A 14,939-nucleotide genomic window follows, 5' to 3' on the forward strand; every position below is an offset into this window, starting at 1 on the left:
ATAGTGCATTAATAACAACAAAGAGATAAGAAAAACTTTTTGACGGTATCTATGACGGTATCTTTGATTTTTAAAAATGAAAAGTCCTTTATTCATGCGGGTTTCAAGACATTATTCGTCTTCCCCCTTCCGCCAAGATATAAAAAAGCCCCTGAACGAGCAATTGTTCAGGGGCTTTTTGTTTATTCCATGCATATGTCGAATACTTTGAGCATATTACTGCTTTCGTCATTGTTCAAATTTTTGTGTTGACGAAATAATCGCCCGCTGAGCACCTCATTACTAGCGGAAATAGTTTTACAGCGTCTAAAACAGTTATACAGAATAAGTGGGATGCAGATGAGAAGCTATGCCGTCTTTAGCATCTAAACGCCCTGCCAACGTCGTTAAGACCAAAGCAAATAGAACAACAATTGATCCTATCCATGGCGTGGCCATTAAACCCAGGTGTTCCACAATCAGACCTCCGCCCCATGCGCCGCCAGCGATGCCAATATTAAAGGCGGCTATATTTAAACCGGAGGCAACGTCAACAGCCTGAGGTGCGTCAAGTTCTGCACGCTGGACGACATAGACTTGCAAGCCAGGTACATTTCCAAATGCAACAGCTCCCCAGAGCAATACCGTCAATAATGATAACCACATAGATGACGCTGTAAAAGTCAGGGAAAATAAGACGAGCGCCAGTAACGCAAATACAATTTGAAGTGCACGAATCGGCCCTTTTTTGTCAGCCAATTTTCCACCCCAAACGTTACCAAAAGCAACCGACACACCATAAATAAGCATGACTAAACTTACATTTTGAGCAGAGAACCCAGAAATGTTTTGCAAAATAGGTGCAAGGTAAGTGAACGCAACGAACGAGCCGCCATAACCCAGTGCAGTCATCGAATAAATAAGTAATAGACGTGGCTTTTTAAGCACTGCTAGTTGGGTCAATAAAGAAGCAGGTCGATGATGGCTAAGCGTCTCCGGCACCAAAATCCAACTACCTACAAAAGCAATCAGTCCTAAGAAAGAGACTGCAAGAAAAGTCGACTGCCAACCAAATGTCTGACCAATAAACGTACCAAGCGGAACGCCAGTGACCAGCGCTACAGTCAGTCCAGTAAACATGATAGCGATCGCGCTCGCCGCTTTCTCTTTGGGTACCAGACTAGTAGCAATAGTTGAACCGATCGAAAAGAAAACACCATGTGCCAACCCAGTCAAGACTCTCGCAACAACAAGCGTTTCATAGCCGGGTGCATGCCATGCAATTAAATTTCCAATCGTAAACAATGCCATTAACGCTAATAAAAGAAGCTTGCGGTGTACGCGACCAGTCAGCGCCGTCAATACAGGCGCGCCAATAGCGACGCCTAATGCGTACAGACTCACTAACAAGCCAGCGGAGGGCACAGAAACGCGAAGGCTGTCGGCAATGGTAGGAATGAGACCGACAATAACAAATTCTGTGGTCCCGATAGCAAAGGCACTGAGGGTTAGCGCCCAGAGAGCTAAAGGCATGATTTTTCTTTCAGGTTGTAGTTGAGGTGTCGCAGTTTGCGCGTTTTATTACCAAAGAAAAATTCGCCTGGTTACAATATACTTTTGACTGGGAATCACAAATGTTGAATATTGAATCGCTGATTGCGTTTGTTGCGGTGATAGATACTGGATCATTTTCGGCCGCCGCCGAGCGTTTGAGCCAAACACCGTCCGGAATAAGTCGCGCTATCTCGCGTTTGGAAGCGCAACTGGGTACATCCTTACTGACCCGCACAACCCGACGCCTAGATATGACTGAAGAGGGGCACTGGCTGCTGACGCGTGCCCGAAAAATTCTCTCAGAATTAGACGACCTAGAAGACTGCATGAATGAGCGATTATCGCAACCCTCAGGTCTGGTTCGGGTTAGTGCGGCAACACCGGTATTAGATCATTTAGTAGCGCCATTGATCACTGAGTTTATGGAAACATATCCTTTACTACGTTTGGAATTGATCAGCGGCGAAACCGTGATTGACCTGATTGAAGAGAGAGTTGATTTAGCAATCAGAATTGGCGTACTCCCAGATTCGACGCTCAATGCCCGGCGATTAGGAACGAGCCGTTTACGTATTCTGGCATCGCCAGAATATCTTGAGCGCCACGGCATACCTGAAACCGTCAACGATCTCAACGCTCATCGCTTACTAGGATTTACCTCACCAGCCTCACTCAACATGTGGCCACTTACCCAAGACAATGGTGATCATCATGTGACACATCCACTTATTGCAGTTTCAAGCGGAGAAACACTTCGCCACATGGCTTTGCATGGTGCGGGCATTGTTTGTCTCGCGCATTTTTTAACAGCAGATGACATAAAAAAAGGGTTACTGGTTCCGATTCTGGAAAATATCACACTACCCTGGAGTCAACCCGTCTGGGCTGTGTTTTACAAACAAGAGAAACTTGCGCCGCGTATCAACGCACTAGTCAGCTTTTTAGGTGAACGACTAAAAAACTTCTTAGATCAATAAATAAGGAAAATCTTTAGGCGAATAAAAGCAATCAATCGGATTAAACGAAGCCCCTGTTAGAATAGGATTTAGCTTGTTCATTTCGGATCCGCAATTTCATTCACAATTTTATTGGTCCAGGCATCAACAACTGGTTCCAGGGATTTCATATTTGCCTGCAATTTGGTATCGCCCGTGCGGCCTATGTTTTTTCCAGCGGAGTGATGCACTGCTTCGAATACGATCTGCCTGGTTTTGGCGTCACGCATGGACATTTCTAAAGTCACGACGATTTGCTGTTGTTTACCCATTGCAGCGTCTTTGATCGGCTTTGTGAGTAGACGTAGCGGAATAAAATCAATCACGTCACGACCAGCGTCAATAGTCTTGGCTTCTGTTGCGGCGATTTGCACTATCGTGTCAGCTTGCTCTGGCGTATCAACGAGCAGATTTTTGTCTTTCAATTTGTGACGCAAAACCTGATCGAGTTTTTCCATCATGGCATCCGCAGTGGACTTATCGATCAGGTCAAATTGTTTATCTTCGGGGTAACTTTTTATCTTTAAAAAATAGATCTTACCTACTTTACGTCCTAGCGCTTCTGGCGGGGTGTAATGAAAATAGTTGTCCGCGGAACGAGGATCAAGCACCAGCCTGGAATATTCACTGAGGAAACCATTTGATGTGACAGCCTGGCTATCTTGCGCATGTAGATTGCTAAGCAGGCCTAAACATAAAAGGAAAGTGAGGAATTTTTTCATGATAGTTATTTGCTAGGTCTAAAAAGGGCTGCATGATTTTTTACCACACAGACATCATCACCTACATAAATCTCGTTATTCAAACATCATATCTCAAAAATGTAAATTCAGATCTTTCATGGTTAAATTAACATCTATCGCCGCGTCTCCGGTGCATTTTTTCGTCCGTTGATATAATAAAAAAGTGCGATACATCAAGATAGTTTGATCAGAGTGCTTGCAAGTATAAATTCGTAGTAGAGCGAGCAAATGATCACACATTGATTGGCAAGGAACCTCTTCATGCGGATGCGAAAAAAAGCCGATTTACCAACTAAGCTTTGCCCATATTGCATGCGTCCTTTTGCTTGGCGTAAAAAATGGGAAAAAGTTTGGAATGAAGTGAAATACTGCTCGGAGCGTTGCCGTAGCGCCAGCAAAGGTAAGACATGCTGAAATCAACAATAGTAAATACCTCATCGCAAACGCAACCTAGCCAATCGAGCCCTAAAAAAATTGTTATCTATTGGTTTCGTAATGACTTACGTATTGAGGACAATACCGCCCTGGTAAAAGCATGTCAAGTCGCAGAAAAAATCGTATTTGTGTATTGCCACGTCAGTGCGATTGATGTTTTCGATTCGCTACAACGATGTAGACTCCCAAAAAGTAACGGACATCGTCAGCAGTTTATCGCCGACGCGCTAACCGAAGTGAGAATGCAATTAGAGGCAAGCGGTAACACCTTGCTCGAACTTCATGGCAGTGCCGCAGCATGTTTGCCGCAATTGGCGAGTGAGATCAATGCTAAAGCGGTTTATTGTGAAGAAATAGCTGCGCCCTACGAGCAAGACGAGGTACATGCATTGCGTTCTGCAGGTTTGCATGTGCATACCGTATGGCAATCAAGCTTACTTGACCCTGCAGATTTGCCGTTCACGGCAGATGCCCTGCCTCAGGTTTTCACCCAATTCCGCCAGGTGATTGAAGCAGAAAATGTGAGACCACGATCACCTGCACCAAAGCCAGCGGTAATTCCGGCATTGCCTGATAATTTCAACACTGTTGCTGCCCGCTGGATTCAATTGGAAACTAAACGTCCGAAACAGGGAGCGTTAATGGTGTCAGTCGCGTCGATGCCAACACCGTTAAGCCATGATCCACGTTCTTCGTTTCCGCATTATTTACCGGCGTTTTCCGGTGGCGCGAGTGCTGCCCGCAACCATTTACAGAATTATTTGACGAAAAAACTTCCGCACACTTATAAGCTCACCCGCAATCAATTGTCAGGGCATGATTATTCAACGAAGTTTGCGCCGTGGTTGGCATCGGGTGCCCTTTCCGCACGCCAGATTTACCAAGAGTTAAAAGAGTTTGAAACGAATTACGGTGCCAATGAAGGCAGCTACTGGATTTGGTTCGAACTACTCTGGCGCGATTATTTTCGCTTTTTACATCTTCAATATGGGCGCAAGCTCTATGCGGCAAGTGGCTTGACTCAAGCACCAACGCCGACACATCACGAAGATAGATTTGAACAATGGTGTATGGCGAAAACGGCAGAGCCCTTGGTTAACGCTGGCATGAGAGAACTCTATAGCACAGGATTTTTATCCAACCGCTTGCGGCAGATTGTCGCCAGTTATCTGATCTACGATCTGGAATGCGATTGGCGTGCGGGTGCAGCTTGGTTTGAGGCATCATTGATTGATTACGATGTCTATAGTAATCAGGGGAATTGGCTCTATATCGCAGGATGCGGAACCGATCCACGCCATGGCCGACGATTCAATATTCAAAAACAAATGCATGACCATGATCGTGATGGATCGTATCAAGGTTTATGGAATACATTTTAAAAAAGATAAACACCATGACGACAATCAGGCTGCTACTTGGCGATCAACTAAATATTCAACATTCCTGGTTCAGGAACGTGGATAAAACCAAGATCTACATTCTGATGGAAGTCAGGCAAGAAACGGACTACGTACTCCACCACGCACAAAAAATTCTGGCGATTTTTGCAGCGATGCGAGATATGGCACGTCAGTTAAAGGAACTGGGTCATCAGGTTCATTACCTCAAGATTGACGCCCCTGAGAATTTACATGCTATTCCTGCCAATATCGATGTATTGATCACGCAATATAAAGCCGATGCGGTTGAATATCAGGCACCAGATGAGTGGCGTCTGGATCAACAACTCTACCAACATGGGCGTACATCGACTATCCCCTGGCGCATGGTAGATAGCGAGCATTTTTACACGCATCGTGGACAGGCAGCCGAAATCTTCAAGGGACGCAAGCAATGGTTGATGGAATATTTTTACCGCCAGATGCGCGTGCAACATCAGATATTAATGGATGACAAAAAACCGGTTGGGGATCAATGGAATTTTGATCACGACAATCGCAAAGCCTGGAAGGGAATTCCCGTTGAGCCTGCCGATATAAGATCCAGACACGATCATTCAGCGCTATGGCAAAGCATCGTCAATGCCGGTGTCGCGAGTTTTGGACAAGCACACGCAGACGCCTTTGCGTGGGCATTAAACCGCCAAGAGGCTTTACAACAACTTGAAGGCTTTGTTGCGCATGCGCTACCGCACTTCGGGGATTTTCAGGATGCCATGCATACCAAAGCGTGGCGCTTATTTCACTCTCTTCTCTCGTTTGCGCTCAACGTGAAAATGCTGACACCACATGAGGTGGTAAAACGGGTAGAAGATGCTTATCGGGCAGGTCAGGTTCCACTGGCCGCCGCTGAGGGATATATCCGTCAAATTTTAGGCTGGCGTGAATATATACGTGGTGTGTATTGGGCTAATATGCCTGAGTATGCAGAAAAGAATTTCTTTCAACATCAACGCGAACTACCTCAATGGTTCTGGACCGGCAAAACCAAAATGAATTGTCTGTCCCATGCAATTACGCAATCATTGGAGCAAGCGCATGCACATCATATTCAGCGATTGATGGTGATAGGGAATTTTTCTTTGCTTGCAGGCTTAGATCCCGTGGCGGTACATCAATGGTATCTGGGAGTATATATCGATGCATTTGAGTGGGTAGAATTGCCAAACACCATAGGCATGAGTCAATTTGCCGACGGCGGCCTGCTGGCGACCAAGCCGTATGTGTCAAGCGCAGCATATATCGATAAAATGAGCGACTATTGCAAAGGCTGCTACTACGATAAAAAATCCCGTATTGGCGACAATGCTTGCCCATTTAACGCGTTGTATTGGGATTTTTTTGAACGTAATAAGGCGGCACTCTCAAAGAATCCACGGATCGGCATGGCATACAGGCAGCTAGAAAAAATGGACGTAAAGGCGATTAGTGATTTTAAAATGCAAGCGCAAAAAATGCTGGATAATTTGGATATGCTGTAATCGTCCGTGACATATCGTTTAACGTTATTTGAGATGTGAGAAACAATGAAAATAGGCATGCAAACCTGGGGTAGTCATGGCGACATACGCCCATTCCTGGCGCTCGCCGAAGGCTTGCAAGCAAGCGGTCATGATGTGACTCTGCTCATCACTTGTTTTGATAGCGCAGCTTATACGAACGCTACATCAGCTAATGGAGTGAAGATCAAACTCATCGCATCACCGGTCGTGAGTCTTGAAGAAGCCGAAAAAATCTCGAAAATCGCCTATAACATCCGCGATCCGATGAAACAAATCGCAACCATTTTGCAAAGAGGATTTGCACCAGTTGAAGATCAGATGTTTATTGCAGCCCAACAACTGAGTAAAGACAACGATTTACTGATCGGTCATTACTTCATGCATCCGTTGCAAATCGCTGCGGAAAAAGAACGTAAGCCCTATGTCAGTATCGTACTTGCCAATATCGTTGTCCCCAGCGACTACACCGATCCACTGGGCTTTAATGCACTTGGAAAATGGGGGCATCGTCTGATTTGGTGGATCACAAAATTTAGTATCAACCGCGTCATCCGGCATTATCCAAATCGTTTGCGTAAACAATTGGGTATGCCATTAACTCAAGATCTGATGACACAAGTATGGATGTCGCCGTCACTGACCTTGCAGGCTGTCAGCCCACAATTTTGTCCGCGCCAGCCGGACTGGCCTTCATCAGTTGAAGTTTGCGGTTTTCTTGATACCCCCAATCTGAGCATGGAAGGGACGCTGCCAGGTGCTTTAAGTAACTTCCTTTGCGCTGGAGATGCGCCTGTGTACATGACATTTGGTAGCTGGATGCCACAAGATTTTGTGAATCAAACCGCTACATTGCACCTCTTGACCCAAGCCGCAAAACTGGCTGGTTGCCGCGCCATTATCCAGAGTCCGTCGTGGCAGGAGTGCGGGTTCAACTCGAACGAGCAGGTGTTATTTGTTTCTGCCGCACCACATCATTTGATTTTCCCGCACTGCCGTGCAATTGTGCATCACGGCGGTGCCGGAACAACGCAATCGGCCACTCTGGCAGGAAAACCATCCATCGTCGTTGCGCACCTCAGTGAACAAGAGCATTGGGGACGTGAATTACATCGTTTAGGGATTGCCGGCAAACTCAGCAAACGTCGCAGCCTGAGCGTGAAACAACTAGCAGATCAAATCAGATACATTCTGAATAATCCTGGTTTAGCCCATACTGCGGAGAAAATTGCGACAGCCATGAAACAAGAAAATGGCGTGGCTGAGGCAGTCAAGGTGATCGAGCAAAGGTTTATGGCATAAAGCAATTTGTTTTAATGCAATACGATTCCCATGTGTTGCGCCTGAGCAGGTCAAAATAAGGCCATCCTGATCGGTGTCGACACGCCTGAGTATCGTTTCATTCGCAACTCTGATTCAAATTTTTTTATCTTCTTCCATCTCGAAGGCATAGAAGTACCACTGAATCCTCTACATCCAACGGGGTAGCGATGCAAGCGATGTCTGGAGCTACCGCGGCCAGACCGCTTGAATATTCCGCTTTTCAAGCACTTCATCACGAGGTTTTTACCGCCTGTCGCATGCGAATTGATACCGATCGATCCAACGAATAAGATGGTTTCATCAACAAAAACATTTAATTTGTTACCCAAGGGAGAGATCATCATGAAAACAACAACACGTAATCTGCTTATTTTGCTGGTATTAGTAACAATTGCAGCGACATGCTCGATGTACTTCGTTTCACCTCATACCATCATCATCAATGACGAAGAAGTTACTGGCGTTGTTGGCTTTGGTGCAGCATTTGTCGGGATTATCATCGCGGCCCTTGCATGTATATTTGCAGTGATCGTTACTAGTGCGGTTTTAGCAGGTGTTTCTGCTTTGTTAATTTTCGTATTTGCAGCTCTTGCAATCGCTTTGGCACTGGCAGTCGCCCCTTTGTGCTTACCTTTACTATTGCTAGTGGGTGTAGTGATGTTTTTCAATCGCCGCAAGCAAGCCAAAACTGTGAATACTGAAACGCTGGCTCAAAACTAATCAAATCATTCATCCCGGAAGAAAAACTTGCCACAGCGTCGCGCTCAGCACTGGTACAATCTGTGACCTTTTTTCTTCCGGTTGATTATGAAATCTCCAGAACTGCGCAAAGAATTATCAGAACTGGTGCTGCATAAACGTGGTATCCGCATTAACCTCCAGTTGCCCCTGATCGAAAGTGAAGACGAAATAAGCCTGCGTAGTGCTGATGCCTTGGCGCAACGCCTAACCGCACTCAGTCTGATCCGGCAATTTTCTCTGTCCGAGCCGACACAACAAGCAATATTGCGTAACGATATTCAAGCAAAGCAACTGCATGATTGTTTCAGTGCCAACGAGCAGCAATATATATTTGATCCAGCGGGTAACCAAAACTTGCTCAGTATAAATGGCGAAGCATTACGTTTTTTACTGTGGGCAAGTGGTTTGCAAAAAAATATAGGTATGCCAGACGGTCAATCGCCAGGAGCAGAGTTTGAGATTCTTTTAGCGAGCTTACCAGATGCGCCAAATGAACTAGCAAATCGCGTCAAACCACGCAGTAAATCCGAAATTTTGGATTGGGCGGATTTATTGTATCGCTTGCACTGGGCGGTGCGACATGCACACATCACCGCTAAACCTACGCCAGGCAGGCTGCACGTTGATGCTGTACATGAGTGGCACAAAGCGGCAAATTGGCTGATCCAATATGATGATGAAAACGATTGGGATAAAATCAGTACTGAAACTGCGGGATAGTCATTGGACTGAACAAAAAAAGGCCAACATCTGATTGTACAGATATTGGCCTTTTACTTTAAGCTTGTCAGGGTTTATCCAGAAATCGCCTTGCGTGCAACGGCTGAATCATCGGAAAAGAATCCATCAATACCCTCAGCAAGATAGGTTTTGATCTCGGCAATCGAACCAGCCTCATTACGTGCATTTGGTCCATCAGCATTGCGGAAATCTGCCGCCAAAAAGCAATTCTCAGGACGGAAGGTGTAGGTATGCACCAACAAGCCTGCCGCATGCGCATCGGCTACCAAAGACGTCGCTTTAGCCAATTTGCCATTGGCCTGAACCGGAATCACCGCCCTGTGAGGTGGCGCTACGACATCGGCATAAACTGCGATGTCACGCAACCCCTGCGCACTACACATTCGCTCAAATGTCAGAGTACCACCAGCTGCGACCACATCAGCAGGACGTGCATCGCCCATGTAAACCAATTGCATCAGGCGCGTATTCGGACGTCGTCCTATCAAACTACGCAAGTACTTCAAATTGGCAATTTCAAACGATTGAATTTCTAATGGGCAGCGGCGCGTATATTCGTGGGCATCAATACTTTTCAAAAAACGATCTTCAAGTGGCAAACCCAGACCAGCAAAATACGTAGAATGTTTTAACTCAGGAATCAAGCCGATCACTTTACCAGTGGTTGCTGCTGTCGCCGCGGCAAAATCGATAATCTCATCCCAGGTCAATATCTGAAACATCCCATCGTATTGCGTGTTTTGTGGTCGAATTTTTGGCAATCGTTCCACCGCACGCAAAGTCTTTAATTCTGCCAGGGTAAAGTCTTCTGCATACCAATCGGTGCGGGTTTCGCCGTCGATAGTTTTGGTGATTTTTTTGTTTGCAAACTCAGGACGCTGTGCAACGTCTGTGGTCTCGCTCAAAAATGCTTCGTGTCGTGCAACTAACACGCCATCTTTGGTAATAACCAGATCGGGTTCAATGTAGTCAGCCCCATCTGCAATCGCTTTAGCATACGATGCCAAAGTGTGTTCGGGGCGTAAGGCAGGTGCCCCGCGGTGCCCGAACAAGTCTATCTTGCGCCCTTTATTTTTTGGCTCTGCTTTTGACTCCGTGGCTGCGGTAGTGATTCCACTGCATGCAGCCGCGTACATCACCGCAGCAGTATTGACTGCAGTCTTTAAAAATTTCCTGCGAAACTGCTTCATGCTCACTTTCGATTAAAACTCTGCGCCAAAGGTTACAAAAAACTGACGCGGTGCAATTGGATAAGTATTGTAGGTACCGCTCGCTGCACCAACCACGACTGCTGTGGCACCGGTTCTTTGGTTCAGATTGGTCACGTTCAAACGCAGTTTGGCATTCTTCATCAAACCTGTAGACAAGGATGGTAATTTCGCAGTGACACCAAGATTCATCATGAAGTAGCCACCCACATACAAATCATTCGTGTAAGTTGCATAGCGACGACCAACATAATCACCCGTCAATTGTGTTTCAATGTCACCAAAGGTTGCCGTTGCCACGAACTTATTCATCCATTGCGGCGCACCTGGCACTTGCTTGCCGGATGTTTGTACAACAGCGCTACCATTGGTATAGTTGTCTTGATAGACCGAGCGGTTATACGACAAAGCATTGTAGAAACTAAAGTTTTTACCGAAATGCAAGGTGCCAGCAATATCAATGCCATCCGTAGTCACGCTACCGACGTTAGCGAGGACAGGGTTACCACCGACAATTGCCGTAATCACTGCCGTTGGGCTGATTTGCAAAATGCGATTACTGAAATCAACGTGATAGACGTTCACCTGACCATCAATTTTATCCAAAGCACCTAACTGCACATCGCGTTTGCCACGAATACCCATTTCATAGGTGACCGAAGTTTCTGGCTGCGCGGTATTCTTAAACAGGTCAAATGCAGACTGGCTTGCCAGGCTCCACGGAGATGCACCACCAGCCCCATAGGTCACAAACTGGCGCATATTTTTTTGAATATTAGCGAAAAATTGATCACGCGGGTTGATATCCCACAAGACGCCTAATTCAGGCAAGAACCATTTCTTAGTATCAATTTTTCCAACCGGCAAAGCGGTTGAACCTCCGGCAATCGCACCAGACAAAGGCTGTACCGGGAATAATCCTTCGGCAAATTGCAAACTCGATTTAAAACCAGCTTGCAAAGCAAGGTTCGGCTTTACGCGCCATTCGTCTTGAACGTGCAATTGCACCACATCGTTCGTTATATTGCTGCCGTATTGGGTAATCAGAGGATTGCTAGGACGTTGATACGGCGTACTTGGATTGTTCACGTCCAATGCAAACCAGCGACGATACGTGGAAGAATTATTGTGCTCCCACCAGCCACCAAATTCCAGTTGATGATCACCCAGATCCATACGAACATTAGAAATGATACCGGGTCGATTAATGACATATTCGGTAGCGCGGGTTGCATAACCGGAGTTACCAAAAATCTGTTTCAGATTTTGATTAGGGAAGTAAACACCAAACAAAGCGGGCAAACCTGCCGCACCTATAGGACCTGCAACGACACCAACACCATCATCATGATGGAAGTAGACTTGATTCGTCCAGGTGGTAGTCTGATTCAAATTCCAGTCGTATTTTGCGTACGTCAAAAAGTCAGTGCGTTGCGCGTCGCTGTAATAGTTATGGTAATTTGCACCATCGGCCGCTGGAGTTGCGCCTTTAGGTGACAAATAAGTTAACGCAGTGGCAAAATCCGGATACAAAAATGCTCTTGTGTATGGCGCACTACTCTCACCAGCAACGTGCACAGTCGCATCTTCATTCGGTTCTATTTTATCGCTGTAATTGGCAAATACGGTGAGCTTACCAGTCTCGGAATTATGAACAAACTTTCCGTTGAATTGATTACCACCTTGTCTGCCATCAAAGTCCCAGGCACGCGCTTCATGATGCAAGCCAGAAATGTAAGCGCTGTTGCCATCACCAAAATTACCTGTATCAAAACGGACAAAAGTACGTGATGTGCTATAGCTACCAACTGTTTGTTGAACGCTGGTGGTTCTGGTAGCTAAAGGATCGCTAGAGAACACTTCAATCGTTCCACCCAGATTGCTGGTTGATGGCGTCACCAAATCACCGGCGCCAGAGGACAAGACGACATTGCGCACGTTTTCACTAATCACTGCACGCTGTGGCGACAAACCATTGTAGTTACCGTATTGTTGGTCACCAAGCGGTACGCCGTCCATGGTGTAACCCAATTGTTGTCCACTAAAACCATGCACAAACAAGGTTAGATTTTGTTCATTATTTCCCCATGGATCGGCAGTAGAAAAGCTCACACCTGGCAAGGTTTCTATGCCTTTTAATGGATTAGTCCCAGGTAATTGACTTTGCAACTCTTTTGCACGCAAAGAAACGGATGAACGTGTACTTTGAGAAGAAATTTCTACGGTAGAAATGCTATTGTCCAGCCCATCGGTTTTCTTTGCATCCTTGGATACCTGATTATCAGCACTTGCGACAACCGTCGTCGATTGCGCTGCGGCAAAAGACGAGAAAGCCATTAAACATGCTGCGGACATTACCAACAAAGGAAAATGGCCGAGCTGACCCGGCTTAGATTTCGAAGGGGAGGTTTTCATGGTTTAATCAATGCTTGATTCAGTGGTTAAAGTAAATTGCTTATAAGTTTCTTTTAAGCAACTGCAAAATTGCGTGTAGCTTAATTACTTTTTATGACCACGAAATGACCATGCGTTATCCATTTGCAAAAATGCCTCTCCTTTGATTTTATTGCTTTTCATAGAGAAGTATGACTATGAAGGTGACGCTGGTTCCTTATACCAATTGCTCTTAGCTACCACTTTTTCGTGTTCTGGATCACCAAGATAATGTGGCGACATAATCTGTACTCCATATTCATTGAACACATCCTGAATGTTGGCATGTAATTGATTCATCACCTCAGCCCGAGGTCTCGGGTCTGTCGGAATCGCCTGACAGACCAGTAAATATTCGGGATAAAAATCAGATAATGCGGTTTGAAAAACCTTGGGTGAAGGTTCCGGCAAAATACCAGGTGTTCTGTGCGCCGCCTCAATCAACATTGCCTGCACTTGCCGCCACGGCGTGTCGTAACCGATCGTCACTTTAGTATCGACTACAAAACCATCACCAGAAACAACACGTGAATAATTCTTGGTGACGCTGCTCAACACGTAAGAATTCGGCAGCGTCAGCTCGACGCCCATGCCATTCCGTATCCGTGTACTAAACATGCCAAGCTCAGTGATCGTTCCGTCATGCTCGCCGATACGGATAAATTCACCTTTGCGGTAAACTCTTGAATACGTCAGTATCAACCCACTAGCCGCTTGTCCAACCAAGCTGGACGCGCCCATCGACAACATCAAACCAACCAGTACAGACACACCTTTAAATGCTTCAGTCCCGGAACCAGGCAAATACGGATAAGCCATCGCCAATGCAAACAGCCAGACCGCGATGATCGCTATGCGGCGTGTTGGGCCAACCAGATCAGCATCCAACCATGCAATTTCTATTGACCGGTTTTGCACCAGGTCAAAAAAGTGCCCCATCCCCTTCGCAAATAATTTAGCCAGAACAAAAATCACACAGGCAACAAACAGATCAGGAATCGCTCTTAAGATCGCGCCACCCAACATCAACACCAGGCCAAATAAATAACCGTTCAGATGTTCGCCCCAAGGACGCGTAAACGGAAACTGAGACATGATGACACCTAGCCACTGGTAACTGAGCAACATGATGATGAGCCAGGTCAATAACTGAAACACCTTACGCATAACCCAATTGATGCGCTCTCTGCGTAGCAGTAAGACACCTACATCATTCAGCTCAGCCATTTTCTCATGTGCAAAATTGAGCAATTTTCGTATTGCAACCCGGCGCAATTTGATGAGCAGCCAGATTAAGCCAACATAAACCAGGCTTGCCAGCGCAGCGTAGCCTAGCGCATGTAAAATACTCTTCAGGCTATGACTCTCACGGATCTCACTCAATGATTGATTGAGTGCTTTGACCGCATTCTCAGCCACACTTTCTAGTGTTTCCTGTTCATAGGGATCAATATCTTCCGGAGAGATATAAAAACTTCCCGCACCATCAATTTGTATCAGCATACCGGGAGCCACCACTACCGCTTTAGCCTGATGGTCACCAGTCACTTCAAGTTGTTGAGTGATACGCGCTTTCGCTCGCATCACCCGCTCGGTCGGATGCATACCAAGGACAGTACTGCGGAACACCACAATGTCACGATTAAAAACACTTAGTGTCGCTTCATCGGTTTTCTCGTGGTTATCGGTAGTAGATAACTCAGTGGCATGCAACATGCTTGTCAGCAACAGCATGAAAAGGCAACACAACAAATGGTAGATTTTGAATATTTTCATTTTTGAATTAAATCGAAAAAACTGCGCTGAGTAAATGAAAGACAATCTTATCAGCAAGCCTGAGAGAAAA

The 14,939-nt window shown here is 45.9% G+C and carries 12 protein-coding genes; 7 read left to right on the forward strand and 5 right to left on the reverse strand.

The window, feature by feature from the left end:
- Positions 1–315: 315 nt before the first annotated feature.
- Complete coding sequence (locus H8K32_RS16485) at positions 316–1,512, reverse strand: MFS transporter (protein WP_186913656.1); 1,197 nt, start codon at positions 1,510–1,512, stop codon at positions 316–318.
- A gap of 101 nt (positions 1,513–1,613) precedes the next feature.
- On the opposite strand from H8K32_RS16485, the gene H8K32_RS16490 reads away from it, so the two are divergent.
- Positions 1,614–2,510, forward strand: a complete 897-nt coding sequence (locus H8K32_RS16490; protein WP_186913657.1) for a LysR family transcriptional regulator — start codon at positions 1,614–1,616, stop codon at positions 2,508–2,510.
- A gap of 77 nt (positions 2,511–2,587) precedes the next feature.
- Here H8K32_RS16490 and H8K32_RS16495 read toward each other — a convergent pair whose 3' ends face one another.
- Positions 2,588–3,250: a DUF3313 family protein gene (locus tag H8K32_RS16495; protein WP_186913658.1), complete on the reverse strand. Its 663-nt coding sequence runs from the start codon at positions 3,248–3,250 to the stop codon at positions 2,588–2,590.
- A gap of 288 nt (positions 3,251–3,538) precedes the next feature.
- Here H8K32_RS16495 and H8K32_RS16500 point away from each other — a divergent pair, with 288 nt between their 5' ends.
- From H8K32_RS16500 to H8K32_RS16525, 6 genes are all read left to right on the forward strand, one after another.
- Positions 3,539–3,685, forward strand: coding sequence for a DUF2256 domain-containing protein (locus H8K32_RS16500; RefSeq protein WP_417851983.1), 147 nt, complete (start codon positions 3,539–3,541; stop codon positions 3,683–3,685).
- Complete coding sequence (locus H8K32_RS16505) at positions 3,679–5,088, forward strand: DASH family cryptochrome (RefSeq protein WP_186913660.1); 1,410 nt, start codon at positions 3,679–3,681, stop codon at positions 5,086–5,088. The genes H8K32_RS16500 and H8K32_RS16505 overlap by 7 nt, the downstream gene beginning before the upstream one ends.
- Before the next feature lie 14 nt (positions 5,089–5,102).
- A complete protein-coding gene (locus H8K32_RS16510) occupies positions 5,103–6,629 on the forward strand; it encodes a cryptochrome/photolyase family protein (protein WP_186913661.1) in 1,527 nt (508 codons plus the stop codon).
- 57 nt (positions 6,630–6,686) lie between these two features.
- The gene (locus H8K32_RS16515) at positions 6,687–7,949 is read left to right on the forward strand and encodes a glycosyltransferase (RefSeq protein ID WP_222613158.1); all 1,263 of its coding nucleotides are present in this window, start codon (positions 6,687–6,689) and stop codon (positions 7,947–7,949) included.
- Positions 7,950–8,312: 363 nt separating this feature from the next.
- Positions 8,313–8,690 (forward strand): hypothetical protein, encoded by a 378-nt coding sequence (locus tag H8K32_RS16520; RefSeq protein WP_186913663.1) that lies wholly within the window; start codon positions 8,313–8,315, stop codon positions 8,688–8,690.
- A gap of 87 nt (positions 8,691–8,777) precedes the next feature.
- On the forward strand, positions 8,778–9,431 hold the full coding sequence (locus tag H8K32_RS16525) for a DUF4272 domain-containing protein (protein ID WP_186913664.1): 654 nt from the start codon (positions 8,778–8,780) through the stop codon (positions 9,429–9,431).
- A 74-nt stretch (positions 9,432–9,505) separates the two neighbouring features.
- On the opposite strand, the gene H8K32_RS16530 is transcribed toward H8K32_RS16525, so the two are convergent.
- From H8K32_RS16530 to H8K32_RS16540, 3 genes are all read right to left on the reverse strand, one after another.
- Positions 9,506–10,642, reverse strand: coding sequence for a glycerophosphodiester phosphodiesterase family protein (locus tag H8K32_RS16530; RefSeq protein WP_222613159.1), 1,137 nt, complete (start codon positions 10,640–10,642; stop codon positions 9,506–9,508).
- 12 nt (positions 10,643–10,654) lie between these two features.
- Positions 10,655–13,075 (reverse strand): TonB-dependent receptor, encoded by a 2,421-nt coding sequence (locus H8K32_RS16535; RefSeq protein ID WP_246447435.1) that lies wholly within the window; start codon positions 13,073–13,075, stop codon positions 10,655–10,657.
- A 174-nt stretch (positions 13,076–13,249) separates the two neighbouring features.
- Positions 13,250–14,809: a mechanosensitive ion channel family protein gene (locus H8K32_RS16540; protein WP_186913665.1), complete on the reverse strand. Its 1,560-nt coding sequence runs from the start codon at positions 14,807–14,809 to the stop codon at positions 13,250–13,252.
- Positions 14,810–14,939: the final 130 nt, after the last annotated feature.

This window comes from Cognatundibacterium jejuense (genome assembly GCF_014284255.1).
Lineage (GTDB): Bacteria > Pseudomonadota > Gammaproteobacteria > Burkholderiales > Burkholderiaceae_D > Undibacterium > Undibacterium jejuense.